This window comes from Glycomyces sp. YM15 (genome assembly GCF_016918015.1).
In the GTDB taxonomy this organism is placed as follows: domain Bacteria; phylum Actinomycetota; class Actinomycetes; order Mycobacteriales; family Micromonosporaceae; genus Glycomyces.
Genome location: NZ_JAERMK010000034.1, coordinates 1 through 26,235, shown reverse-complemented (window position 1 = coordinate 26,235; position 26,235 = coordinate 1). Strand labels below are relative to the sequence as shown.

The following is a 26,235-nucleotide window of genomic DNA, read 5'->3' as shown; positions in this document are numbered from 1 at the left end:
GAGCGGGCACTCGGCGCAGCGGAACCGAGGCCGGCGGGCCGGCGCGGCCCGAGATGCGGGACGGCGGTGGCGCGGGCGGGTCCGTGCCGCTACTGTCGCCTGCATGTCGTCCGCCTTCCTCACGCGGCGGCGCGAGATCGATCAGATGCGCGCCGCGAGCGCCATCTGTCCCCGTTCCTTGGCATAGCGCCCGCTCCAGCGGTGCCGCTCGGAACCCATCGTCCCCATTCGACTGACGCGGGCCCGCCCACCGGTGAGCCCGTGCCGCAACCTGCCGAGGACCCATGTTGACCGCTGCCGCCCGGACCGCCGCGCACGCCGGCGTCGCCCCCGACGACTACCGCTCGCTCTTTCGCTCCCACCCGGCCGGAGTGACGGTGATCTGCGCCGACGCCGGCCACGGGCCCGCCGGGTTCACCGCCACCTCGCTCGCGTCGGTCTCGCTCGCACCGCCGCTGGTGTCCTTCGCCGTCGCCACCGTCTCCTCGGTCTGGGCCACGCTCGCGGCCGCCGAGAGCTTCACGGCGAACTTCCTCGCCGCGGGCCAGCACGACCTCGCGGCACGCTTCGCCGCGCGCGGCGCCGACCGCTTCGCCTCCCCCACCGCGTGGTCGCGCCTCGACACCGGGGAGCCGGTCCTCCACGGAGCCCCCGCGCGGCTGCGGGCCGTCATCCAGGACCGGTTCGAGGTCGGCGACCACCACCTCGTCGTCGGCCTGGTCACCGCCATCGAATCCGATGAGGACCGCGACCCGCTCGTCTACCACGCGGGAGGCTACTGCGCGGCCGCGCCGATCCTGTGACCGCCGCGGGCAGGGCCGCATTGGATCGACCCTGCTCGATGTGACGGAGACGTTCCGGCGAACGGTAGGGTAGGGCCGACCCCGCTTGTCACTCAAGGGACGTCCCACCAGGAGGCCGCATTGAGAGCGTTCGGTTCGGACACGCGCCTGCCGACTGTCGCCCTGATCCTCGACATCCTCCGCGAGCGGACCACCCTCAGCCGCGTCGAGCTCGCCGAAGCCACCGGGCTCACGCGCGCCACCATGACCAACGCCGTCCGCAAGCTGATCGCGCTGGGCTTCGTGCACGAGGTCGGCACGGCGCCGTCCCACCGGGGCACGCCGCGCCGCCTCCTCGAGCTGCAGGCCGGGGCCTGCCACATGGTCGGGATCCAATTCGACCGGTACTCCGCGGTGGGCGTGCTCGTCGACCTGGCGGGCCGCGTCGTGGCGCAGCGCGAGATACCGACGCCGGGCGAGCGGGAACCCGAAGCGGTACTCCCGGAGTTCGCGGCACACGTGCAGGCCCTGCTGGACTCGGCGGGAGTCGCCCGCCCCGACGTACTCGGCATCGGCCTCGCCACCTACGGCCCGCAGCAACGCGACACGGGTGTGCTCCTCACGCCGCAGCCGACCCCCGCTTGGCAGGGGTATCCGCTCGCGGCGACCTTGGCCGAGGCGACCGGCCTGCCCGTCGCCATCGAGAACGACGCCACCGCAGCCGGCATCGGATCGCAGACACTGGGCGACGCCGCCTCGAACTTCACCGTCGTCTTCATGTCCGGCGGCATCGGCGGGCCTCATCATCGACGGCTATCCCTACCGCGGGGCGACCTCGAACGGGCTGGAGCTGGGCCACATCTCCGTCGACGCGAACGGGCCCAGGTGCGCCTGCGGCAACCGCGGATGCGTCGACGCCGTCGCCGGGGCGGTCGCGATCGCCCATCGGGCGCGGCGCGACCCGGGGCTGGTCTCGCGGCTGGCGCTGGGCCGCGATCCGCTCACCGACTTCCGCGGCATCGGCCGTGCGGCCATGTCCGGGGACGCCGAAGCGGCCGAACTCATCGCGGTCTCGGCGCGGGCGCTGGCGGTGGCCACCGTGAGCCTGGTGAACCTGCTCGACGTCGGCCGGGTGGTCCTCGCCGGGAACGCCTTCGCCGAGGTCGGCCCGCTCTACCGCGAGAGCATCCAAGCCGAGGTCGACCAGGCCGTGTTCATGCGCCACGTGCACAGCGTCCGGGTGGAGCTCGCCGACGACGTCTCGTGCGCCGCGGCCGTCGGCGCCGCCATGGTGGTGCTGCGCAACCTGCTCGAGTCGCCGAACCTCGGCGACCGGTCAGCGCCGGCGCGCTGACCGGTCGCTCCCAGCCGTCCTCGAGCACTCCTCGGAGATGTCGTGCGACTCGTTGTACAGGTCGTACAGGACCGCCGGGTTGTCCTTGAACTGCACGGCCACCGACTCCCAGAAGCCGATGGAGTGGTCCGTGTTGGCCATCTTCTGCCGGGCCTCGGCCTGCTCAGTGCCGTGCGCGTTCCAATGCAGGTCGAGGATGACGTAGGCGCCGGCCTCGGTGAGGCGCGTGACCCAGTCGTCGATGAAGTCGCGGTAGGCCTGCCGCCCCAGCCAGCACTGCTCGTTCATCGGCACCCGGACCGCGTTCGGGTTCCAGGAGGTGATCGCCTCGATCGCGGCGTCGTCGACGGGACCGTCCACGAAGCCCCAGCCGTGGATGCACGGCCACTCGGTGCCGGTGCGGTTGAAGCCGTTGAGCACCACTGTGGCGCCTTCGGCGTCGACGAGTTCGTTGCCTTCCACGGAGAGGGCGCTCGGAGTGCCGCCGGTCGGGGGCTCGGAGGTCTCGGGATCGGTGGGCGTCTCGGTGGGCTCGCCCTGTTCACCGCAGGCGATCCCGTTGAGGCTCAACGAGGTGGGGGCGTCGGTGGAGCCCGAGCCGGCGAGCCCGGCCGCGATGGAGCCGTTCCAGCCGACGTCGGTGCCGCAGCGGCCGACGCTCCAGGCGGCCCGCGGCCGGATCGCCCGAAGGGGACGAGTGCGATCGGCCTCAGCCGAGTTCGACGCTGACGAGGCGGTCGTCGTCGCCGCCCGGATCGCCGCGGCCGTCGGTGTTGCTGGTGGTGAACCACAGGTCGCCCTCAGGCGAGGCGGTCACCGCGCGGATGCGACCGAACTCGCCCCCGTAGTACTCGGTGGCGGCGCCGGGGTCGGCGACGGGGACGGCCCGCAGGACCTCGCCGCGGAGGTTGGCGATGAAGATCGTGCCCTCGATGATCGCGATGCCGCTGGGGCTGGCGTCATCGGGGTTCCACTGCTGGACGGGATCGATGTAGTCGTCCTCATCGCCGCCGTCGCTGATCCCTTCGACCACGGGCCAACCGTAGTTGCCGCCCGGTTCGATGATGTTGAGCTCGTCCCAGGTGTCCTGGCCGAACTCGGCGGCGAACATCGTGCCGTCCACGGCCCAGGCCAGACCTTGGGGGTTGCGATGCCCGTAACTGTAGACGAGCGAGCCGGGGTACGGATTGTCGTCCGGGACGCCCCCGTCGAGGGTCATGCGCAGGATCTTCCCGCCGAGGCTGTCGAGGTCCTGGGCGTCGTCGCGGTTCCCGGCGTCGCCGGTGGTGGCGTAGAGCATCCCGTCAGGGCTGATCGCGATCCGACCGCCGTCGTGATAGGGCGCCGAAGGGATGCCGTCGAGCAGCGTCTCGGGGTCGCCGAGGCCGAGGGAACCGGGTTCGCCGGTGAGCGCGAAGCGCTGGATGCGGTTCCCGTCCGCCCCGGTCGAGTAGGCGTAGAGACGGTCCTGGTCGTCCACCGCTAGGCCGAGGAGGCCGGACTCGCTCTCGTGGACGACGCCCGCGACGGTGCCGATCACCCGGGTTTCACCCCCGGGCAGCAGCTCCACGATGTCGCCGTCGTCGCGGTCGCTGATGAGCGCGGTGTCGCCGAGGAACGCCACGGACCACGGAGTGTCCAAGCCGGTGGCGATGACCTGGGGTTCACCCGCCGGAAGGACGGCGGGCGCGGACGCGGCGGCGTCGGTCTCCGACGGGGCGGCCGACTGGTACTCGGGTTCCTCGGCCGGGCCCGGCTCCGAAGGGCTGCAAGCGGTCAGCGCGAGCCCGAGCGCGACCGCGGTCGGCAGCGCCAGCGCGTATCGAGACTTCAATTGATGCTCCTCTTGGAGACTGCCGAGAAAAGGGTCCACTGCGATGCTAGAACGATCGGCGCCCGCTAGAGGGTCCCTGCTGCAACCGGCTCAGTTCACTCACCAGCGCATAGGGTCACCGCTCGGAGTGTTCGACGAACGCGACAGTCCTGATCAGGACCGGTCCGGTTTCGGCCCAGAGTCCGATCATGCGTCCGGTGAAGCCGCCTGCGACCTCGGTCGAGAGGTAGCGCCCGTCCAGACGCGCGAGCGCGGTGAAGCCCGCGGCATCGACGACGCCGAGTTCGATGTCGTCCGGTCCCTCCCGGGTCGCCTCGACCGACCGGATGCCGAAGGTGCCCGCTGAGGAGGGCAGCGACCTGGAGGCGACGACGGCTTCGACCTCGCCGACATGCGAGACGACCTCGGCCACATCGTCTCTCACGCGGATGCCGTACCAGTGCCGGCGGTCGATCCGCACCGCGGCGGTGAAGGCGGCGTCGCCGGGTTCGACGGTGAGGTCGGCTTCCCAGTGGCTGCCGGCGGCGCGGAAGAACAGTCCCGACGGCTCGCCCGAGGTGCTGGCGGCCGGCTCGACGCGCACCCCTTCGGGGACGAGGCGCGTGCATTGGTCGGGCCGCAGACCGGGTGAGACCCACCGGGGGTCGAGCCGCAGCGCGGTGAAGTCGTCCGTGAACGACCACGGCGTTCCCGGGAGGACGGCCTCGGAGGGCGTGAGCTGCGGCCAGTCCTCGGCCCACTCGACCTCGACGAGGAAGGTCTCACGGCCGTTCACGTGGTAGCGCGGGGTGCGCCCGCGCGGTCGGACGCCCAGATGCACTGCGGCCCAGGTGCCGTCGGGGCGTTCGACGAGGTCGGCGTGGCCCACGTTCTGGACCGGGTGGCGGGTGCTGCGGTAGGTGTAGACCGGGTTGCGGGGCGCGGCCTCGAAGGGGCCGCGGGGCGAGCGCGAGCGGGCGGTCGAGACCACGTGGCCGCGGTCGGTGCCGCCCTCGGCGATGACCAGATGCCACCAGTCGCCGCGCCGGTACAGGTGGGGGCCTTCGGGATTGCCCAGTCCGGTCCCGGGCCAGATCCAGCGGGGCTCCTCGAGCACCGCACCGGTGTCGGGGTCGATCGCGACCTGCCTGATGCCGATCCGCTCGTCGTTCCACGAGCAGTAGGTGAGCAGGCAGGTGCCCTCCTCCTCCCATGCCAGGTCCGGGTCGATGCCGTCGATGCCCCCGATGTGGACCGGGTCGGACCACGGCCCGGCCGCGTCAGCGGCGGTGAAGAGCAGGTGCCCGCCGCGCGGGTCGTCGATGTCGGTGGTGACCAGGTGGAACCGGCCCTGGTGGTGGCGCAGGGTCGGGGCGTAGATGCCGCGGCTGGCGGAGGAGCGGCCCGCCGGAAACTGCTCGTCCCGGTCCAGGGCGTTGCCGATCAGCCGCCACGAGACCAGATCGCGTGAATGCCAGATCGGGACGGCCGGGGCGTACTCCATCGAGGAGTTCGCCAGGTAGTAGTCCTCATCGATCCGGCACACCGACGGGTCGGGGAACAGCCCGGCGATGACCGGGGACGTAGCGGCCGTCCGGATCTGCTTGCGGGAGGTCTCGCTGTTCATGATCTGCAGTCTCCACTTGGATTGGAAAGCGCTTACTCGATTATCGCCGATTCTCCACCCCCGGGGTGGGGCCCGCGGCCCCGCCCGTTCCCTCACCCCCCCCCCCCCCCCCCGCAAACCGAAGGAGGCCGCCCCGTTTCAGGGGCGGCCTCCGGTTCGGCAAGGGGTGCTTGCGAAGTCCCGGCGTGGAGTTTCTCGAATACCCCTAGATCGGGTCGACGCCCTCGATCGTCGGCACTACCGGTCGGATCGAGCCGTCGGCATTGAAGTACAGGTGGTCGATCATCGTTTCGCGGTGCGTCCCGTCGCCGTTCGGTATCGCGAACCGGTGGTAGGCGATGTACCACTGGTCGGTGCCCGGGACCTGGACCACCGAGTGGTGGCCGGTGCCCTTGATGCCCTGGCTCAGGTCCTTCTGGAGGATCAGCCCGACCCGGGGCCCCCAAGGGCCGGTCGGTGAGGTGCCGGTGGCGTACCCGACCCGGTAGTCCTCCGAGCGGGTGTCGCCCTCGGACCACATGAGGTAGTAGGTGCTCCCCCGCTTGACCACGAAGCTCCCCTCGTTGTAGTTCGTCGGCTTGTAGGTGCGCACCTGCGACGCGCTGAACGAGACCATGTCGGCGTTCAGCGGCACCTGATGCGAGGAGCCCTGACCCCAGTACAGATAGGACCGCCCGTCGGTGTCGGTGAACACGGCCGGGTCGATCATCTGGCCCGCATACGCTCCGGCCGAGACGAGGGGCCGGCCCAGCGCGTCCCGGAACGGGCCGGTGGGCGAGTCCGCCACCGCCACACCGAGATGCTTGCGGGTGTCGCCGCCTGCGAGACCGGCGGAGAAGTAGAAGTAGTACCTGCCGTCCTTCTCGGCGATGCCCGGCGCCCAGGCGGAGTTGTCGGCCCAGGAGATGTCGGCGGCGACGTCCAGGATCACGCCGTGGTCGGTCCAGTGCACGAGGTCCTTGGAGGAGAACGCCCTGAACTCGGTTCCGGACCAGCCGGCGAAGCCGTCGGTGGTCGCATAGAGGTAGTACGTGTCCCCGAAGCGCACGATGTTCGGGTCGGCGAACAGCCCCGGGATCGCGGGGTTCGACACCGTGTTCAGCTGCCACTGCTGTTCGGTCCCGGTGCCGCAGTCCCACTGCTGCAGCCTCGCCCCGTTCGCGGTCGAGGCGCCGGGCACCTCGAGGCACTTGCCCGAGTGGCGTGCGATCAGCCGGGTGTGACCGGTGCCCGCGTTCTCGATCCGCCACTGCTGGTTCGCGCCGGTCGAGCACGGCCACTGGATGACCTTGGCGCCGTTGGCGGTCGAGGCCGCGTTGACGTCGAGGCACCGGTCGGAGTGGCGGGCGGCGAGCTGCACGTAGCCGTTGCCGAGGTCGCGGATGCGCCACAGCTGGTTGAGACCGCTGTTGCAGGTGTACTGGCTGACCTCCGCCCCGTCGGCGGTGGAGACGCTGACGACGTCCGCGCACTTGCCCGAATGCCGGGCGATCAGTTCGACCGAGGTCCCGTCGGTCACGTGGTGGTCGGCGGCCGCCGGGGAGACGGCGGTGAGGGCCATGGCGAGCCCGAGTATCACGGCGAGCGCCGCTTTGAGTGCCGGTCGCATGTACGGCTCCTAGAGTGCGTTCTGCAGTTGCTCGTACTGCGCGGCGGTCAGGGGCAGGACCATGCCGTGGCGCGGGCGCCCCGGCAGGCTGTAGTTCGCGGAGGGCGTCCACTGGCCCCCTGCGAGGTTCGTCGTCTCGAACGGGAGGTAGCCGCGTCCGCCGTACTCGTCGATGAACATGTACCACTTGTTCTCGGTGTTCGACTTGAACACCAGCGGGCCCTCGCCCTGGCTGACGGTCCCCCGGCCGATGCAGTCGCGCTGGAAGGACCAGTTCGTGTTCGTCAGGGCCGTCGAGGTCTCCGAGAGGATGAACTTGCCGCAGGTCGTGCCGCTGCGCTCGTCCTTGGTGTAGCGGTAGTACGTGCCGCCGTATTGGGTCACCGTGGAGTCGATCGTGGAGTATCCCTTGTCGACCCACACCTGCGGCGCGCTGAAGGTGCGGAAGTCCGTCGTGGTCGCGTACATCATCCGGTGGTAGGTGCTCCCGGAGTGATTCGAGTCCGCGTACAGCTTCGAGGCCCAGTAGACGACGAACGCGTTCCGACTCGGGTCCCAGTACGCCTCCGGGGCCCAGGTGTTGCCCGCCGCGGGAGGCGAGACCTGCGCGAGGCGCGAGGCGGACCAGGTGACGAGGTCGCTCGACTCCCACACCACCAGCGAGCGGCTCCCGTACCGCTGAGCCCGGTCCCAGTCGCCGTTGCCGTAGATCTTGAGGTCGGTGGCGATCATGTAGTACCGGCCGGTGTTCGGGTGCTGCACGATAAACGGGTCGCGGGCGCCTCGCTCGCCCACTGTGGAGGTCGCGACGGGCCGGCCGCCGTTGAGCGCGTCGTAGGCGAGCGGGTTGTTGCCGCGGCTCAGGGCGAAGTACACCTGCTCGCCGTTGGCACTGCCCTCACCGAGCATGTAGGCGAACAGGTAGCCGTACGGTTCGTCGCCGCCGGGGCTGTCGGCAGGCACTAGGCGCCACTGCTGATTGGCCCCGCCGTTCGAGGTGTACTGGGAGACCCTCGCACCCGCCGCGGTCGAGCGCTCCCAGACGTCGAGCGCCTTGCCGGAGGCGCGATTGACGATGGAGTGGTACCCGTCGGCGTTCTCGGTCAGGCGCCATTGCTGGTTGGTGCCGTTGATGTCGTTCCATTGGATGACGTCGGCGCCGTTGGCCGTGCTCCCTCCCGAGACGTCGAGGACGTGCCCGGAGTGGCGGACCTCGATGCGGTGGTAGCCGCCGCCGGCGTCGATGAAGCGGAACTGCTGGCTCGCGCCGCCGTTGGGGCTGTTCTGGATCAACGCCGCGCCGGGCTGCGTCGAGGCGTTCGCGATGTCCAGGGCGAGACCGGAGTGCCGCGACTCGATCGTGTACCAGGTGTTCGTGTCGAATGCGGCCTGAGCGGGCGGGGCGGCGAGGAAGACTGCGGCCAGGGCGAGTGCCGCCGTGACGGCCAGGGCCGAGAGGCGCCGGCGGAGGCGAGATGGCATGGGGAGATCCAATCGTGCGGTGAGGGAGGCGGACGGCCCGCTGTCGCGGCGCGTTGACTTGCGGGGATTATCATCGATACACTTGAATATATCGCTATTTTGTGATCGTGTAAACGTTTCAATCGACCAGCGTCGCAGCCGCGAACACCGCAGGATGTGAACGGACACCGGGAACCCTGCCGCAGGTTCCCGGTGTCCTCTGTCGAGCGGTCCTAGAAGTCGAAGTCGCCGATGTTGTCCGCGTTGAACCGGAAGGGCTCGCCGAGCAGCACGACGCCGTCGGGCCCGACCGTGTACTCGCCCAGTCGCTCGGTGGTGAACGTGTCGCCCTCGTCGCCCTCGATGTCGCCGTTGGCGAGGGCGGCCGCCGCGTGCACGGCGAGGTAGCCCAGGTCGTCCGGGTTCCAGAGCGCGAACTCGGTCACGGTGCCGTCGGTGACATACTCGCGCATCTGGTTCGGGGTGCCGAGGCCGGTCAGCGCGACCTCACCCTTCGAAGCGGAGGTCGACAGGTAGCGGGCCGCGGCCGCGATGCCCACAGTGGTCGGGGAGACGATGCCCTTGAGCTCCGGGTAGGACTGCAGGAGCGCCGCGGTCTGGTCGAAGGACTTCTGGTCGTCGTCGTCGCCGTAGACCGTGTCGACGAGCTCGATGTCGGGGTAGTTCGCCTCGAGCTCGGTCTGCATCAGCTCGATCCAGGCGTTCTGGTTGGTGGCGTTGGCCGAAGCGGAGAGGATCGCGATCTGTCCCGCGCCGCCGATCTGCTCGGCGATCATCTCGACCTGGACCTTGGCGATGCCGGCGGCGTCGGCCTGGCTCACGAAGAGGTCACGGCATTCGGGATCGGTGTCGGAGTCGAACGTGACGATCGCCGTGCCGGCGTCGGACGCCTCTTCGAGCGCACCGCAGATCGCGGACGGGTCGTTGGCCGAGATGATCAGCGCGTCCGCCCCCTGCTGCGCCGCGGTGTTGATGAACGGCACCTGCGCCTCCGGGGACGCCGCGTCGGGCCCGACCTGCGTCACCGTGACGCCGAGTTCCTCGGCCGCGCTCTGCGCGCCGACCTCGCTGGTGTCGAAATAGGGGTTGCCGAGGTTCTTCGGCAGGAACGTGAAAGCGGTGCCGTCATCGCCTCCGTCGTCGGCACCGCCGCACGCGGTCAGCCCCAGACTGACCACGACGGTCGCCGCCACGGCGATCGACTTCTTGTTCAACCTCATCGTTCATTCCTTTCGCTTCGGTTTGCGGGCAGCCCGTTCGGCGGCGACCCGGTTCAAGACGGGCGTTGCGACGACCGACGCCACCAGGAGCACACCGATGACGATGTTGATGGCGTTGACGGTCTGCCCTTCGAGCCGCATCGCACTGGACACGGCCCCGATCAGCAGCACTCCGGCGATGGGGCCGTGCAGCGCGCCGCGTCCGCCGAAGATCGACACCCCGCCCAGCAGCACCGCGGCGATCACCTGGAGCTCCAGCCCGTACGCGTTGTCGCCGCGCGCACTGCCGTACCGCAGGGTGAAGTAGACGCCGGCCAGCGCCGAGACGGCGCCGGTCAGGACGAACAGCAGGAACTTGGTGCGCTCGACGTTGACGCCGGTGAAGTGCGCGGCCTCGCGGCCCAGTCCGACCTCGTAGACGCCGCGGCCGAACGGCGAGAAGTGCAGCAGCCACGCCGTCGCCGCGGCGAGGACCGCGATCGGGACGAGCACGAGCGGCAGGCTGCCGCCTTCGACGATCCGCGTCTTGGCCAGGTCGGTCCAGGTCTCGGGGAAATCGGTCACGGCTTCGGTGCCGAGGAGGCCGATGGCGACGCCGCGGTACAGGGCGAGCGTCCCGATCGTCACCGCCAGGGACGGCAGGCCGACGTAGGCGACCAGGAATCCGTTCAGCGATCCGCAGACGGCGCCTACCGCGATGGCAGTGAGCGCGGCGGTCCACATCGGCATGCCGGCGTGCGCGTACAGCACCCCGACCAGGACGCTGGAGAGTCCGACGACGCTCGCGACCGAAAGGTCGATCTCGCCGGTGACGATCACCATCGTCAGCGGGAGGGCGATCAGGAGCAGCGGGGTGACGTCGAGGAAGAGGTAGTACATCGTCAATGGGCTGTCGAAGTTGCTCACCGCGAGGTTCGCGTACAGGAGCACGGCCGCGAGGATCGCGATGACCGCCGCCTCCCGGGTGAAGAGGAGGCGGCGCCAGGCCGGTCGGGCGTGGGCGCGGAAGTTCAGGGAGGTCATGCCAAGCTCCGGGTGTCACGTTCGATGCTCAGGCGGCGTTCCCGGTGCAGGGCCAGAACGCGGTCGAGCACGATGGCGGCCAGGATGAGTCCCCCGACGACGGCCCGCTGCCAGAAGTCGGAGATGCCCACGACGGGCAGGGCGCGGTTGATCGTGACGAGCAGCGCCGCCCCGATCGCGGCGCCCCATACGGTGCCGCTGCCGCCGAATATCGCGACGCCGCCGATGACCGCGGCGCCGACCGCTTCGAGTTCGATGCCGAGGCCCGCGCCGCTGGAGACCGTGCCGTAGCGGGCGGCGTAGACGACGCCGGCGAGGCCCGCCAGCGCTCCAGAGAGGACGAAGGCGCCGATCACGCGGCGGGTGACCGGGAGGCCGTAGAGGCGGGCGGCGTCCGGGTCGGAGCCGATCGCGTACATTTCGCGGCCGCCTCGCGTGGAGTACAGGTAGTAGCCGACGGCGATGAGGACGAGGAGGGCCACGATGGAGAGGACCGGGATGGACGCGATCTGCTTGTTGCCCAAGGCGAGGAAGTCGTCCGGCAGGTCGGAGGCGTTGATCCGGTCCGAGCCGGCCCAGGTGAGGAAGACGCCTCGGTAGATGTAGAGCGTGCCGAGGGTGATGACGAGGGCGGGGACTTTTGCGACGGCCACGATCACGCCGTTGACCAGCCCGAGCACGGCGCCGAGGCCGATCGCGGCGAGCACGACCGCGATGATCGGGGTGCCGGGGGCTTCGATGAAGATCCGGCCGGTCATGTAGGCGGTCAGCCCGAGGACCGATCCGACGGAGAGGTCGACGTTCCGGGTGACGATGACGGCGGCCTGGCCGACCGCGAGGATCACCAGCATGGAGGGGGTCACGAGCAGGTTGCGCCATCCGTCGGCGCTGAACACGAAGCTCTCCGATTTGAGGGCCGTCAGGACGACGGCCGCGATGAGCACCAGGGCGACGGCGAGCTCGCGGGAGCGGAGCAGGTCGGATACTGCGTTCTTCATGCGCCGGCCTCCGTGTGGTGGAGCTGCGTGGCCGCTCGCATCACGGCTTCGGGGGTGGCCTGGTCGCGGTCGATGTCGGCGGTGATGCGCCCTTCGCAGACCACGAGGACGCGGTCGGCCATGCCGAGGACCTCGGACAGCTCGGACGAGATCATGACGATGGCGATGCCTTGACCGGCCAGGTCGGACAGCAGGCGGTGCACTTCGGCCTTGGTGCCGACGTCGATGCCGCGGGTGGGCTCGTCGACGATCAGGAGGCTCGGCTCGGTCGCGAGCCATTTGGCGAGCACGGTCTTCTGCTGGTTGCCGCCGCTCATGGTGGTGGCGGGCATGTCGAGTGCGTGCGTCTTCACGTGCAGGCGCGCGGCCCATTCGTCTGCGGCCCGCAACTCGGAGCGTGAGGTCAGGAAGCCGACCTTGGCCAGTCCCCGGCGGATGACCGAGGCGATGTTGCGGGCGATCGAGCCGTCGGTGATCAGGCCCTGCAGGCGCCGGTCCTCGGGGACGAAGGCCATGCCCGCCTTGATCGAAGCCCGGGGGTCGCGCATCGGGATCGCCTCGCCGTTGAGGTGCACACTGCCGGAGTCGTAGCCGTCCACGCCGAAGACCGCGCGGGCGATCTCGCTGCGGCCCGCGCCCACGAGCCCTGCGATGCCGACGATCTCGCCGGCGCGTACCTCGAAGCTCACGTCGTGGAAGGCACCGGTCGAGTTGAGCCTTTCGACCCGGAGCACGGTGTCCCCGATCGGCGCCGGGGTTTTCGGGAACAGCTCCCCGACTTCGCGGCCGACCATTTGGGCGACGATCTCGCCCCGGTTCGTGTCGGCGATGGCCTGGGTGGCGACGTACGCGCCGTCGCGCAGGACGGTCACGGTGTCGCACAGGGCGAAGATCTCCTCGAAGCGGTGGGAGATGAACACCAGGGCGCGGCCTTCGTCGCGCAGTCCGCGGGCGACGGCGAACAGGCGGTCGACTTCCACGCCGGAGAGCGCGGCGGTCGGCTCGTCCATGACGAGCAGGGCGGCGTCCAGGGAGATCGCCTTGGCGATCTCGATGATCTGCTGGTCGGCGATCGACAGGCCGCGGGCGATGCGCCGCGGGTCGAGGTGCACCCCGAGCCGTTGGAAGAGCACTTCGGACTGTTCGTACATCGCGGCCCTGTCGACGCGGCGACCGGGCTTCAACGGCTGGCGTCCCATGAAGAGGTTCTCGGCGACCGACAGGTCCGGGAACAGCGTCGGCTCCTGGTAGATCACGGCGATGCCCGCGGCCTTCGCCTCGGCGGTCGAGGAGAAGTCGACGTCGTCGCCTTGGAAGCGGAAGACGCCGCCGTCGCGCCGGTGCACCCCGGCGACGATCTTGACCATGGTGGACTTGCCGGCCCCGTTCTCACCGACCAGCGCGTGGATCGACCCCGCCTCGACGGTGATGCCGCCCGAGGTGAGCGCCGCCGTCGCGCCGAACGACTTGTGGACCTCGTCGAGCACGAGTACGGGTTCGCGAGCGGGTTCACTCATGCGTCGCCTCCGTTGCCGTCGTGATGCGGGCGCGGTGGGGGTGGCGGTTCATCGTGGGACTCCTGGTGACGGGGATGTCGCTGGGGCGGAGTGTCGACCTAGATTCATTGAATCGTTTCATCTGTGACTCAGACAACTTAGATCGCTCCGCCTAGGACTGTCAAGTACGAATTTCGAACTTTTATCGACACAATTTCGCAAAGACCGACCCTTGTGTTCGACGGTCGCTTCTGCGAGACTTCCAGTATGTATTGATCTATATCGATACATTGAGTCGATCGAACATCGAGTCGATCCGTCCCCGCGGCGGGACGCGGACACACCGAGGGAGTGCCCATGAGACGGTTGGCGCGGTTCGTGCTCGTACCGGTGCTGGCGTTGATCGCCGCAGCCGCCCTGACCGCGCCGGGCGCCAACGCGCAATCGTCCCGGTACGAGGCGGAGGACGCGGTCTGCGACGGCACGATCGACGCGAACTACTCCGGGTTCTCCGGCAGGGGGTTCTGCAACACCGCGAACCGGACCGGGGCGTACGTGCAGTTCACCGTCCACGCCGGAGCCTCCGGCACCTTCACGCTGGGCTTCAAGTACGCGAACGGCTCCGGCGCCGCACGGCAGGCGAACCTGAGTGTGAACGGCGCCGCGACCGGGTCGGGGATCGCCTTCGAGCCGACCGGCGCTTGGAGCGGCTGGGCGGTGGCCACGGTCGCCGTCCCAGTGCGGGAAGGCGCCAACACGATCCGGCTCGCGGCCGCCACCGGCGCCGGCCTGGCGAACATCGACTACCTCGACGTGGTGCGGGCCGGCGGCAGCGTGCTGCCCACGAGTCTCCAGTGGAGCTCCAGCGGCCCGCTGATCTTCCCCAAGTCGGACGCGACCCACAACATCGTCTCGGTGAAGGACCCCTCGGTCGTCCACCACGACGGCCGCTACCACGTCTTCGTCAGCGTCGTGAGCGCCAATCAGGGCTACAGCCTGGCGTACCTCAGCTTCACCGACTGGTCCCAGGCCGCCTCAGCACCGCTGCACTTCCTCGACAGGTCCGCGATCGGCGGCGGATACAAGGCCGCGCCGCAGGTGTTCTATTTCGCGCCGCAGCAGCGCTGGTACCTGACCTACCAGATCGGCGACAACGTCGCCTACTCCACGACCACCGACATCGCCGATCCGGCCTCATGGAGCACGCCGACGAAGTTCTACGGCAGCACGCCGCAGATCGTCCTCGACAACAAGGGAAGCGGGCAGTGGCTGGACTTCTGGACCATCTGCGACACCGCGAACTGCCACATGTACTCCTCGGACGACAACGGGAACCTGTACCGGGCGCAGACCTCGCTGGCGCGCTTCCCGAGCGGCTTCTCCGACCCGGTCATCGCCATGCACGACCCCAACCACCACTGGCTCTTCGAGGGCGCCAACGTCTACCGACTGGCGGGCGCGAACGAGTACCTGCTGATGGTCGAGGCGATCACCGCGGGCGGCCGGATGTTCCGGTCCTGGACCTCGCCGTCCGTCTCCGGGCCCTGGACCCCGTTGGCCGACACGAAGGAGCACCCGTTCGCGAGCCGGAGCAACGTCAGCTTCGACGGCACCCCCTGGACGAACGACATCAGCCACGGGGAACTGATCCGCAGCGGCATCGACCAGACCCTGACCGTCGGCCCCTGCGATCTGCGGTTCCTCTACCAGGGCAAGGACCCCTCAGCGAGCGGGCCTTACAACCTCCTGCCCTGGAGGCTCGGCCTGCTGACGCAGTCGGACTCCCCATGCTGAGGAAGGGGCGTTCCGACCCATGCGAGGCGCGGGTGAACCCGTCCTTCGGAACGGCCCCGATGTTTGAAACGATTCACCGCTCTCACGAGGAGGAACCCCGCATGAGACACCAAGCCGTCGAGCGTACGGCGACCGTCAGACGGCGCCGCCCGTTCGGACTCGCCGTATCGGCGATCGCCATGCTCACCGCGCTGCTCGCCTTCACCGCGGTCCCGGCGTCTGCGGCCGCGCCGTCGCTCGGATCGCCGAGCGTCACCACACTCACCACCGACGGTCGCACCGCGCTGACGTACACCGGCTACATGAACGGCGAGTCGTTCCAGCAGGACGGCATCACCACCTACAACGGCTGGCAGTACACGGCCTGGTGGGACCAGTCCGGCTACATCAACCTGGCCCGCCGGGCGGTCGCCGCGACCTCGTGGCAGACCATCCGCCTCACCGACTACCGGACGACCTCGACCGACTCGCACAACACCATCTCGATCGGCATCTCCGGTCAGGACGGCTCGATCCACCTCTCGTTCGACATGCACAGCTCACTCCTGAAGTACCGCAAGTCGATCGCGGGGCTGGCGACCTCCCCGGCGACCGCGAACTGGTCCCCCGCAAGCTTCGGGGCCGTCTCCAACTCACTCGCCGGCCAGCGCCTCTCGCAGGCGACCTATCCGCGGTTCTTCCGCTCCCCCGACGGAGTCCTGCAGATGAGCATCCGCACGGGCGCCAGCGGCGCCGGCGACCTGGTGCTCTTCGAATACCGCAGCGGCGCATGGACGTACCTCGGCGAGTTCCTGAACGGAACCGACGCGGACAACAACGCGTACCTGTTCGGCATCGAGTACGACGACACCGGGCTCGACACCAGCGACCTGCTGCACGCCACATGGACCGTTCGCGAGACGCCGAACGCGAGCACCAACCACGACATCTACTACGCCTACAGCAAGGACCAGGGACGGACCTGGCGCAACAACAACGGCGACGTGGTGGCTACCACCGGTTCGAACCCGCTCGTCGCCGACTCGGCCGGGCTGCGGGTCGTGGGCATCGGGCAGAACCGGGGGCTCATGAACCAGGAGTCGCAAGTGGTCGACAGCGCGGGCGTCGTCCACGTGCTCGCCTCGCACATGCCCCCGTCGGCGTCCAACGACGGCAACTTCGACAGCGCGCGTGGCAAGTCCGTGCTGGTGCACTACTGGCGGGACAAGACCAGCAAGGCCTGGAACCGGCAGGTGCTCCCGTACACGGGCGTGATGACCCGCGCCGACATCGGCGTCGACGCCGCCGACAACCTGTACATCGCCGGCGGGAACTCCTCGACCAGGCGCTTGAGCGTCCACACCGCGTCGAAGGCTTCAGGCTGGACCGACTGGGCCACCCGCTACACCTCCAGTGCGGAGTACTACTCGGACCCGCTCCTCGACCACGCCCGCCTCCTCGACGGCGTCGTCTCGGTCTTCGCACCCCGCCACGGCGGCAGTCGGATCGAGGTCCTGAACTGGACCGCGGGCGAAGGCGGCGGAACACGGATCACCGACATCGTGAACCGGAACTCCGGCAAGTGCGTCGACATCGTCTCCGGTTCGACCGCCGACGGCGCCGAGGCCATCCAGTGGACCTGCCACGACGGCGCGAACCAGCAGTGGGAGCTGCAGGACGCCGGCGGCGGCTACTACCGGCTCGTCTCCCAGGCCTCGGGCAAGTGCCTGGACGTCAACGGCGTTTCGACGGCCGACGGCGCCAGGATCATCCAGTGGACCTGCGGCTCCGGGGCCAACCAGCAGTGGCAGCCGCGAGACGCGGGCGGTGGTCACGTGCAACTGGTCGCCCGACACTCCGGCAAGTGCGTCGAAGTGATCGGCGCGTCGACCGCCAACAGCGCCCGCCTCCAGCAGTCCACCTGCTCGAGCGCCGCCGACCAGGAATGGTCCCTATAGGACCGATTGTCGCTTCGCCCCGAACGAGGGCGAAGGACGCGGCCCCGGGCCCCCCCTCGCCCGGGCGGGGGCGCGGTGCCGGGGCGCGCCCGGCGGGGGCCCGTTGTGCGCGGCGCCCCGCCCGAGGGCGACGGCCGCGCCCCCTCCCGGGAATTCGCCGGGCAGGGGCCGCGTTCCGGGTCAGCGCCGTTCGAGGGCCCAGACGGTGTTCGCGTCCGCTGCCCCCGTGTTCCAGCCGACCGCACGGGCGGATCCGTACAGGTAACCGCGACCGCTCTGCTTGTTGTCGATCCGGAATCCGCCGGAGACGGGGGTGATCGCCCAGAGCGTGTCGTCGCCGACCCGCGCGTCGCTCCAGATGACCTTGCCGTCCGGGTCCGTGTCGAGATTGCCTCGCCCTTCCCGGACGTTGTCGATCGTCCAGTAGCCGGCCTGCGCCTCGGTCAAGGTCCACAACTGATCGTCGTAGACGCTCCCCGTCTCGAGTGCGACCGCACCGGCGGTGCCGGAGTCGAGGTACTGCCCGGTCGCGACGTTGCGGAGTCGGTACGTCTGGCCGCTGCGCGGATCGGCGGCGTCGGCGGCGGGCTTGTAGGCGCGGAAGTAGTCGACGACCAGTTCCTTCGGCCGGGTGTCGTTCGGGTCGACGGTGCCGGTCCATCCGGCGTTCTCGTAGATGCCCAGGTAGAACACCGCCGGATACGTGAAGGACTGGTTGATGGTCCTCGTCAGCACGTTGTCGACGTAGAGCTTGAACTGGGTCGGCGTCCACTCGAGGGCGTAGATGTGCATCTCCGTGGTCATGTCGAATCCGACGCTGACCTGCTCGGTGTGCGTCGAGAGGTTCGGGTCCGACCATTTGAAGAGGTTCCAGTTGAACTTGCTCTTCCCGTGGATGCCCGCGTGCTCCACGACGTCGACTTCCCCGCGTTGTTCCCACGTGTCCTGTCGGCCGGTCAGCCAGAATGCGGTGTGGACGCCGCTCCGCGCAGAGCTCTTCGCGCGGACCTCGAAGTAGCCGTACTGGGGCGTGTACTTCATGTCGGTGGGGATCGAGTGGTCGAACGCGTTGTCCTTGTGGAGGTTCGTCCGCTGCCCGGTCTGGACGCTCGAGACCTTCATCGGGTTGCCGCTGTAGTAGGTGGGCTGGTCGTCGTCGATGCGCAGGACGAGGGCGTTGTTGCGGAACCCGTACCGGGCCGTGGACCGTTCGACGGTGGTCCTGGACTCAAGGTATCTCGGGATCCACAGGTTCGTGTCCAGGGTGCCGGTGTTGAACTCGTCGTTCCGGTCGAGGACCCAGCCGGGCTTCTCGAGCGGATTGGGCGGCATCTCCGCGGCGGACGCGGGCGCCGCCAGGAACGCCGACAGGGCGAGGGCGCCACCGCCCGCGAAGAGGCCGCGACGGCCGAGTCTGAAGCGTTGAGGATCGAATGCCATGGTCTTCTCCTTCTGTGGGCACTGCCGCACTCCATGATGACAACGGTTCCAGATTCTGTCAATCGAACCTCGTCGATGTATTAGGGCGGTGCGATCGCCGGGACGACACCGACGCGGACGGGAGTCGGCTAGCCGCTCGCCTGCGCGACGTCGAGGTGGTCGATGTTCGGCAGGCCGTTCGCGGTGGTCGGGTCCCATCGGACGGTGTTGGCGCCCGCGCGCAGTTGGACGGTGAGGGTCTGGGTGGTCCAGCCCGTCCACGAACCGGTGGTCGCCAGGGAGGCCGTCTCCACTCTGGTTCCGTTCACGATCAGATCCGCCGGCCGCCCGGCGGTGGCGCCGTTGGCGTATCGGAGACTCAGCGTCGCCGCCCCGGCGGCCGCCGCTTGCACGGTGAACTCGGCGTAGGCGCTGTCGGAGTTGTCGCCGTTGCAGAATCCGGTCCCGGAGTAGCCCGCGTGATTCGTGTCGATGGTGCCGGTGCAGGTCGCCCCGGAGCCCTCGGCCTCATAGCGCGTCGCCTCCCCCGGACCGGGATCGCCCCCGCCCTGTCGGACGAGCGAGAACTGGTCGGCGACGAGGTTGCCGCTCCCGCCGGTGACGGTGACCGTTGCGGTCCCGGCCGTCAAGGCGATGCCGGTGAGCTCGCGCTTGGTCCAGCCGCTCGACGACGGGACGTTGAGGGTGTGCACCGTGCCGTCGGCGCCGGTGACGGTCACCCGCCCTGAGCCCTTGGTGTACAGGCCGAGCGTGTACGTGCCCGCGGGCACCTGCATCTGCTGCCGGACGCCGGACCCGTTGTTCACCTGCAGCGCGAACCGGCTCCCGTTCGCCCCGCCGTTGACGTTGGTCACGCCGCCCGAGCCGGTCCTGGTCCACCCGACCACGTTCGAGACGATGATCCGGTCGGCCTGGATGTCGGGGTTGAGGATGTAGTTGTTGCCGGGTGCGACGCGGAATTCACCCGTCGTCGCATTGAACTGCCACTGGCTCATCGAGTGGAAGCGGATCCCCGAGCCCTCCTTCGTGATCGGGACCCACTGGTTGTAGCCGATGCCGTTCCAGGCGAAGTCGGCCCAGCGGTCGCCCGCGTAGATCACCGTGTCCTGCACGGTCCCTTCCACGGTGATGAAGAACCCGGTCTGGGTCACGTGGCTGTAGTCCATCTGGGTGCCGGGCATCGTGTAGTAGCTCGAATAGGAGCCCTGCACCCTGCCCTGGGTGGAGTCGATGCAGTAGTTGACCGAGGTGTTCCAGCCGTGCAGGTCCGAGGCGCACATGGTGTACTTGCCGTCGAGCTTGAACATTGCGTTGCCTTCGCGGCCTTCACTGTTGCGGCCGATCTCGACCGCCGGCTCCGCATAGAGCGAGTCGGACGAGCGGAGCTTGGAGACGAACGCGCGGGAGCGGCCCGAGCGGTTGGAGAAGATCAGGTAGTCCTGGCCGTCCTCGTCGGTGAAGACGGTCTGGTCGCCGGTGCCCGTCGTCGGCGAGTTCACGACCTGCCTCTGGAAGTTGCCGAAGGTGAAGGCGCCGGTGGGCGAGTTGCCTTGCAGGAACAGCACGCCGTGGTCGTGCGTGGGGTGCCACATCTGCACCGGGAGGACGTACTTGCCGGTGTTCTCGTTGTACGCGACACCGAGGCGCCCGATCCAGCCGGCGTTGCCCATGGTGCCGCCCAGGCTGCCGAGGCTCGTCGAGGTCGTGGCGACGTTGTTCTCGAACTTCCAGTTCACCAGGTCCTGCGAGGAGTACACCGGGATCGACACGAAGCTGACCTGGTTGTCGTACTTCTGCGTCGGGTTCGCCAGGTAGGACTCGGCGCCGCGGTAGTGCACGCCGTACCAGTAGTAGGTGTCGCCGAACTTGAACACCCCGCCGCCCTGCGAGTAGATCGGGTTGCCGGCGGTGTCCCTCCAGAAGGTGTCGTTGGTGATGGTCGCGAACGTCGACTGGAGGGGTTCCAGATCGGCGGCCGCGCTCTGCAGCGCCGTCTTCGCCTCCGCGACTTCGGGCTCGGAGGCCGAATCGTCTTCGACGACGTCGGTCGCGGTGGTCAGGGCTTCGGCGAACGGCGCCCAGGTGTCGGTGGTGTACTCGGTGGGGATGCGCGTCTCGTAGTCCGAGACCAGCGTCTCGAGGCCGTCGGCATTGGACAGGTCGGCGGCGGCGGTCTGGAGCTCCGGCTGCGCCGCGTCCTCCCCCACGGCCGCGGATCCGGGAACCGCGGGGCCGGCCAGCGCCGAAGCGAACAGCGCCGCGGCGACCAGCGGTCCCCAGCGGCGTGACGATCTGCGGGCAATGAGTGTCATGGTCTTGCCTCTCACTCGATCTCGCCCGGCAGCAGGACAAGCGGAGACAGCACTGTCACCGCCGCCGGTGAATGAAGCTGGGCGTCCGCTCTGGACCGGGGACTCCTCAAGGGAGCCCCCGGAACCGGGGGCGCGCCAGTCGTTCACGATCGCAGTGCCGGGTGGGATCGTGAGGCGGTCGCATCGTCCATAGGGGCCGCAAAACGGCCCGAATGACTTGCAATCGACCCTACGAGCACGTGACACGCCTGTCGATGGTCATTTCGCCGATGGGCATGGACGAAAGCGCGGTCGCGGGCGCGGTTCAGTCGGCCTTGCAGTCGCCCGCCGGGGTGGAGGCCCGCACGACCAGCCGCGACGGCAGCACGACGTCGTGCGTCGGCTCGGGCGCGAGCGCCAGGTCGAGCGCCGCGCGTCCGGCCTCGGCGAACGGCAGCGCCACAGTGGTCAGCGGCGGCGTGACGTCGCGCGCGAGCGGGAGGTCGTCGACCCCGGAGACGGCGATGTCGCCCGGCACGTCGACGCCCAAGCGCCGCAGCTCGTTCAGCGCCCCGATCGCGAGCACGTCGTTACCGGCGAGCACCAGGTCCGGCCGCGGACGCGATCGCGCGATTCGGCGGGCGGCGTCCCTGCCGCCGTCCCGGGTCACCTCGCAGGGCTCGATCAGCACCGAGTCCGGATCGAACCCGCGCTCCGACAGCCCCTGCAGGAACCCCCTCGTCCGGTTGTCCAACGCCGGATGGCCCGGGCCGGTCAGGACGACGGCACGGCGGCGCCCCAGCCCGCCCATGAAACGGCCGACGATCCGGCCCACCTCGACGTCGTCGAAGCGGACGGCCGGGAACGGCGTGTCGTGCTCGCCGATGAAGACGACGCTGCATCCGTCGGCGCGGAACCGCTCCAACTCGGGGAGGATCTGCTCGCTCGGGACGTCGGCGAAACTCGCACTCGCCACGACCAGCGCGCGGGGCCGCATCCCGCGGAGCACTTCGAGCGCCCTGCGGTGCGCGGCGGCGCCGCTCCCGGCGCTGGTGATGCTGACCAGGGCGCCGCGTTCACGGCCGGTCGCCTGCATACCGGCGGCGACGGCCGCGGCTGAAGCGGTCCTCGGATCGCTCGCGAGGAGGACGACGGCCGTCCGCCGCCCGCGCAGCGCCTGGGCGGCCTGGTTCGAGACGTATCCGAGCGACTCCGCCACCGCGAACACCCGCGCCGAGAGGCGCTCGCTCACGTTCAGGCCGCCGTTGAGCACGCGGGACGCCGTGGAGGGCGATACCCCCGCCACTTTGGCGACCTCTCGCAACGTCGCCTTCTGATGCGCTCGCCGCACCAGGCCTCCCCCCGTTCGAACCGACCGCCCTGAGGCCAGGATGCCAGAGTGACGACCGGCCCCGCCACGAACGCCGCACCGCCGTCGACGATCACACTCGGCGAGGTCGCCGCGGAAGTCGGTGGCTCCAAGGCCTCGGCGCCTTAGACGCTCGATCCGGGCACGCGTCCTGGCGGCCGTCGAACGGCTGGGCTGCCGCCCCGCCTCCTCCGCCACCTGCTGCGACCGGGGTCGGGGCGCCGACGCAGCGGGTTCGAGCCGCGCGTCAGGCGGGGCGGGGCGGCGTCGTACCCCGCACGACGACACGGGCCTCGAGCGGCACCGTCCGGCGCTCCTCCTCGGGGCGGAGGAGCGCGAGCTCGACCGCCGCGGCGCCGGCCCGCGCCAAGGACAGGTCCACGCTGGTCAATCCCGGAGTCATGTCCTCCGCGCCCACCGTGTCGTCGAAACCGGCGACGCCGATCTCGACACCGGGTGTCATGCCCGCATCGCGCATCGCGCTCATCGCGCCGATAGCCATCGTGTCGGAAGCCGCGAGGACCACGTCGATCTCCTCGGGACGGTCCTCCAGCAGCCGCTTCGCCGCTTCGTAGCCGCCGTCCCTCGACACCGGCGCACGCACCGCCGCCCCGTACCCGAAGCGCAGCCCGAGGCCCCGTGCGCCCTCCACGACACCGGCCTCCCACTCCCGGGCGGCCACCGAGTCGTGTTCGGGCAGGATCATCGCCGGCGACCGGTAGCCGAGGTCGAACAGGGCCGCGACGAGCGCCGCGGCGCCGACGCGCCGCGGAACGACCACGGTGTCGAAGGGCAGTTCGTCGTCCCCGGCGATCACCACCCGCCCGTCATCGCTGGTATATCGGGCGAGCTCCTCTTGAAGGGACGTTCGGGAGACCGTGGATCCGCTGCGCGCTCCGGTCAGGATCATCGCGTGCGGCCGCAGGCCGCGCATCATGCGCACGACCCGGATCTCGTCGTCGATGGCGGAGTCGGTGCCCGCGAACGTCGCCACGAGCCCGGCACGATTCGCCTGCTCGATCACGCCGTGGACGATCTCCGCGTTGTACGGGTCCCGGATGTCGGACACCAGGACCACGACCACTGCCGCGGTGCCCGTCGTCGTCGCCCGCGCGGAGGCGTTCGGCTGGTATCCGAGCCGGTTCGCGGCCTCGACGACGCGGGCGCGCAGCTCCGGCGAGACGTACTGCGAGGCCGGATCGAGTGCGCGCGAGGCAGACGCCTTCGAGACCCCGGCGGCCCGGGCCACGTCGAGGAGTGTCGCCGCGGTCCGTCGCGGTGCGCCGCTCGGAGGCTTGGAGGTAGCGGGGTCGATAATCACCATGGCATCCTGACATCGGACGCGCTTTGGAGTGCGCCGCCCCGGTCCACGACGCTTGAGTCGCACGGAACCGGGCTCGTTTGTTCGAAATTGGAGTTGCTGTGCGGCGAGCTTATCAGAAAGCGACCCTGCGAGACGTCGCCGAAGTCGCTGGGGTGTCCACCTCCACCGCTTCCCGAGTCCTCAATGGCGGCGACTTGAACGTGAGCGAGAAGCTCACCGCGCGCGTCCGCGCAGTGGCCGAATCGCTTGGTTACGCGTCGAACCAGGCCGCTCGCGCACTGCGCGGGCAGCGCACCGCGGTCGTCCTGCTCGCGAGCGATCCGCGCACCGCGTCGATCGCCGCGATCGCGGCGGGGATGGAAGCCGCCGGACGCGAACGCGGCGTCCTGGTCAGCATCGCCGCCGCCGGACGCGATGCGGCGGCGCACCGGTCCGCGCTGGGCGTGCTGCGCGGGCTGCGGCCCCGCGCGCTGATCGTCACCAGCGCTAGTTTCGCCGACGTCCCGAGCGAGCAGATCCTCCCCGAGTTGGAGCGGTTCCGCGCCGACGGATGCAGCGTCGTCTTCATCGGCGAGCACGACACGCCGTTCCCGGCCGTCCGCTTCGACGACGTCGAACTGGGCCGCACCGTCGGCCGCTACATGGGCGGACTGGGGCGTCGGCGACCGGCCATATTGACCTGTGCCAACCACCCGGCGGTCGAGAGCCGCCAGCAGGGCTTCTTGGAGGGCCTGCTGGAACAGGGCTTCGAGTCGGGATCGGTGTCGGTCGAGCATTGCGAGATCTCGCGCGACGGCGGCCGACGCGCCGCTCGTCGGCTCGCTGCGGCCGACCCCCGCCCGGACTTCGTGCTCGCCGGCAACGACGTGCTCGCCATCGGGGCCATGAACGAATTCAGGCGACTCGGCATCGCCGTGCCCCAGGAGATCGCCGTCTCCGGGATCGACGACATTCCGCTCGCCCGCGACGTCGCCCCGCCGCTGACCACCGTGACCCTCCCGTTCGCCGACGCCGGAAGGGCGGCGCTGGAGATGGCGCTGGCGACCGAACCGGCGCAGGACGTCGTGCTGCCCGGGCGCCTCGTCACTAGGACCAGCACCCTCGCGGACGGCATCACCCTCCGCTGAACGGCCGAGATCCGACCGGAGGAACCTCCCGGTCTCGGCACGCCTGCCGGTTTTCACGAATTGAACCGTTATCAAATCTCGTCATACCTCCGGTTGACACGATCTGGAACCGTTGTCATCATGGATTCTACTCTGGCCAACATTCGCTCCGGACGACCGCGGCTTCGGCGCGCCGCGGCGAACGGGAACCGTCGGCCCGGCCCATGAATACCGGATTCAAAGGAGACTCCATGAAACCCCTGCTTTCCCGCGGCGCCCGCACCGGCGCCGCGGTACTGGCATCGGCCGCGATATGCGCCACCATGCTCTCGGCCTGCTCGTCGTCCGGCGGCGACGCCGACGGTGAAGTGACGCTTCGGTACTTCTGGTGGGGCTCCGACGCCCGCCACGCCTACACCCAGGAGATTCTCGAGGAGTTCGAGGAACTGCACCCCGACATCAACGTCGAGCCGGAGTTCACCAGCTGGGACGACTACTGGAACAAGCTCTCGACCTCCGCGGCCGCCCAAGACCTGCCCGACGTCATACAGGTCGTCGACCCGCTCATGTACCCCTACATCGAGAGCGGCCAGCTGCTGGACCTGACCACGGTGGCCGACGCGGCGCACCTGGACCGCTACAGCGAGTCGACGCTGTCGCTGTCCACTGTCGACGACGGCGTGTACGCCGTGCCGGGCGGCGTCTCCGGATTCAGCGTCGCGATCGCCCCGGAGGCCTTCGCGGAAGCCGGCGTCGACGTCCCGGACGAGTCGACATGGGACTGGGACGACTACATCGAGACCGCGGCCGCCATCAGCGAAGCCAACCCCGACATGGCCGGCAGCGACATCCCCATGTTCTCCCAGGTCGCCACGGTCTGGCTCCGTCAGCACGGCGAGAACTGGTGGGCCCCTGACGGTTCCGACCTCGGTTTCACCCCTGAGACCTTGGCGGGCTATTGGGACTGGGTGATCCGTCTGCGCGACAGCGGCGGCACCCCGAGCGTCGAGACCATGGTGGAGGCCCACGGCGCCGGCTCGAGCGCGGCGCAGTCCCTCTTGGCCCTGCACAAGGTCGCGATGAACCCGGCCCTGGCCACGAACCAGTTGGGCGAACTCGAGGAGACCTCGGGAGGCGCTGCCCAGCTGATGATCTACCCGGGTGAATCGGACGCCAAAGTGACCGGCTCCTTCGTCAAGCCCGGCCTGTTCTACGCCGCCTCGGCCGCCACCGAGCACCCCGAGGAGGCCGCCATGCTGCTGGACTTCCTCAACTCCACCGAAGCCATCGAGCTCCAGAAGTTCGACCGGGGCGTCCCGGTCGATCCCGAGGTCGTCGAGGCGGTCTCCGGCGATCTGACCGAGACCGAACTCGCCGTGGCCGACTACAACGCACGGGTCACGGCACTCGGCCCCGAACCGCTCCCGATTCCGAACGCCAATGCCGGCGGCGCCATGGACGATCTGTACGACCGGATCAACATCGACGTCCTGTTCGACCGGCTCACGCCGGAAGAGGCCGCGCAGCAGTTCTACGACGGACTGAAGGCTGAGCTCTAGCGGGAGGCGGG

At 69.5% G+C, this 26,235-nt stretch carries 18 protein-coding genes and 1 pseudogene; 6 read left to right on the top strand and 13 right to left on the bottom strand.

From position 1 onward, the window contains the following. Positions 1-284 precede the first annotated feature (284 nt). Positions 285-803, top strand: a complete 519-nt coding sequence (locus tag JHY01_RS24355) for a flavin reductase family protein (protein ID WP_374199586.1) — start codon at positions 285-287, stop codon at positions 801-803. Between the two features lie 120 nt (positions 804-923). After that, positions 924-2,136: pseudogene (locus JHY01_RS24345) on the top strand (ROK family protein). Here JHY01_RS24345 and JHY01_RS24340 read toward each other — a convergent pair. From JHY01_RS24340 to JHY01_RS24300, 9 genes are all read right to left on the bottom strand, one after another. After that, a complete protein-coding gene (locus JHY01_RS24340) occupies positions 2,119-2,706 on the bottom strand; it encodes a cellulase family glycosylhydrolase (RefSeq protein ID WP_205328310.1) in 588 nt (195 codons plus the stop codon). The pseudogene JHY01_RS24345 and the gene JHY01_RS24340 overlap by 18 nt on opposite strands. Positions 2,707-2,845: 139 nt before the next feature. Continuing rightward, on the bottom strand, positions 2,846-3,970 hold the full coding sequence (locus JHY01_RS24335; protein WP_240193215.1) for a sorbosone dehydrogenase family protein: 1,125 nt from the start codon (positions 3,968-3,970) through the stop codon (positions 2,846-2,848). 115 nt (positions 3,971-4,085) lie between these two features. Next, the gene (locus tag JHY01_RS24330; protein WP_205328309.1) at positions 4,086-5,576 is read right to left on the bottom strand and encodes a glycoside hydrolase family 43 protein; all 1,491 of its coding nucleotides are present in this window, start codon (positions 5,574-5,576) and stop codon (positions 4,086-4,088) included. 205 nt (positions 5,577-5,781) lie between these two features. Then, positions 5,782-7,137 (bottom strand): family 43 glycosylhydrolase, encoded by a 1,356-nt coding sequence (locus JHY01_RS24325; RefSeq protein WP_374199588.1) that lies wholly within the window; start codon positions 7,135-7,137, stop codon positions 5,782-5,784. 57 nt (positions 7,138-7,194) lie between these two features. Then, complete coding sequence (locus tag JHY01_RS24320; protein WP_205328307.1) at positions 7,195-8,667, bottom strand: RICIN domain-containing protein; 1,473 nt, start codon at positions 8,665-8,667, stop codon at positions 7,195-7,197. 212 nt (positions 8,668-8,879) lie between these two features. Continuing rightward, on the bottom strand, positions 8,880-9,887 hold the full coding sequence (gene rhaS / locus JHY01_RS24315; protein ID WP_205328306.1) for a rhamnose ABC transporter substrate-binding protein: 1,008 nt from the start codon (positions 9,885-9,887) through the stop codon (positions 8,880-8,882). Between the two features lie 3 nt (positions 9,888-9,890). Further along, positions 9,891-10,910 carry an ABC transporter permease gene (locus tag JHY01_RS24310; protein ID WP_205328305.1) on the bottom strand — a complete coding sequence of 340 codons (1,020 nt, stop codon included), beginning with the start codon at positions 10,908-10,910 and terminating at the stop codon, positions 9,891-9,893. Continuing rightward, a complete protein-coding gene (locus JHY01_RS24305) occupies positions 10,907-11,908 on the bottom strand; it encodes an ABC transporter permease (protein ID WP_205328304.1) in 1,002 nt (333 codons plus the stop codon). Before JHY01_RS24305 ends, JHY01_RS24310 begins: the two co-directional genes overlap by 4 nt. Next, entirely contained in the window at positions 11,905-13,425 is a 1,521-nt protein-coding gene (locus JHY01_RS24300) for a sugar ABC transporter ATP-binding protein (RefSeq protein ID WP_205328303.1), read from the bottom strand. The genes JHY01_RS24305 and JHY01_RS24300 overlap by 4 nt, the downstream gene beginning before the upstream one ends. 336 nt (positions 13,426-13,761) lie before the next feature. On the opposite strand from JHY01_RS24300, the gene JHY01_RS24295 reads away from it, so the two are divergent. Next, on the top strand, positions 13,762-15,198 hold the full coding sequence (locus JHY01_RS24295; protein WP_205328302.1) for a non-reducing end alpha-L-arabinofuranosidase family hydrolase: 1,437 nt from the start codon (positions 13,762-13,764) through the stop codon (positions 15,196-15,198). A 101-nt stretch (positions 15,199-15,299) separates the two neighbouring features. Then, a complete protein-coding gene (locus JHY01_RS24290) occupies positions 15,300-17,135 on the top strand; it encodes a BNR-4 repeat-containing protein (protein WP_205328301.1) in 1,836 nt (611 codons plus the stop codon). A 180-nt stretch (positions 17,136-17,315) separates the two neighbouring features. On the opposite strand, the gene JHY01_RS24285 is transcribed toward JHY01_RS24290, so the two are convergent. From JHY01_RS24285 to JHY01_RS24270, 4 genes are all read right to left on the bottom strand, one after another. Further along, a complete protein-coding gene (locus tag JHY01_RS24285) occupies positions 17,316-18,575 on the bottom strand; it encodes a family 16 glycosylhydrolase (protein ID WP_205328300.1) in 1,260 nt (419 codons plus the stop codon). 128 nt (positions 18,576-18,703) lie between these two features. Continuing rightward, positions 18,704-20,887 carry a family 43 glycosylhydrolase gene (locus tag JHY01_RS24280; RefSeq protein ID WP_205328299.1) on the bottom strand — a complete coding sequence of 728 codons (2,184 nt, stop codon included), beginning with the start codon at positions 20,885-20,887 and terminating at the stop codon, positions 18,704-18,706. Between the two features lie 304 nt (positions 20,888-21,191). Next, complete coding sequence (locus JHY01_RS24275; protein ID WP_205328298.1) at positions 21,192-22,217, bottom strand: LacI family DNA-binding transcriptional regulator; 1,026 nt, start codon at positions 22,215-22,217, stop codon at positions 21,192-21,194. Between the two features lie 265 nt (positions 22,218-22,482). Further along, positions 22,483-23,556, bottom strand: a complete 1,074-nt coding sequence (locus JHY01_RS24270) for a LacI family DNA-binding transcriptional regulator (RefSeq protein ID WP_205328297.1) — start codon at positions 23,554-23,556, stop codon at positions 22,483-22,485. A 101-nt stretch (positions 23,557-23,657) separates the two neighbouring features. Between JHY01_RS24270 and JHY01_RS24265 the strand changes: the two genes are divergently transcribed. Together JHY01_RS24265 and JHY01_RS24260 are read left to right on the top strand one after the other, a co-directional pair. Beyond that, on the top strand, positions 23,658-24,686 hold the full coding sequence (locus JHY01_RS24265) for a LacI family DNA-binding transcriptional regulator (RefSeq protein WP_205328296.1): 1,029 nt from the start codon (positions 23,658-23,660) through the stop codon (positions 24,684-24,686). A 230-nt stretch (positions 24,687-24,916) separates the two neighbouring features. After that, on the top strand, positions 24,917-26,224 hold the full coding sequence (locus JHY01_RS24260) for an ABC transporter substrate-binding protein (protein WP_205328295.1): 1,308 nt from the start codon (positions 24,917-24,919) through the stop codon (positions 26,222-26,224). Positions 26,225-26,235: the final 11 nt, after the last annotated feature.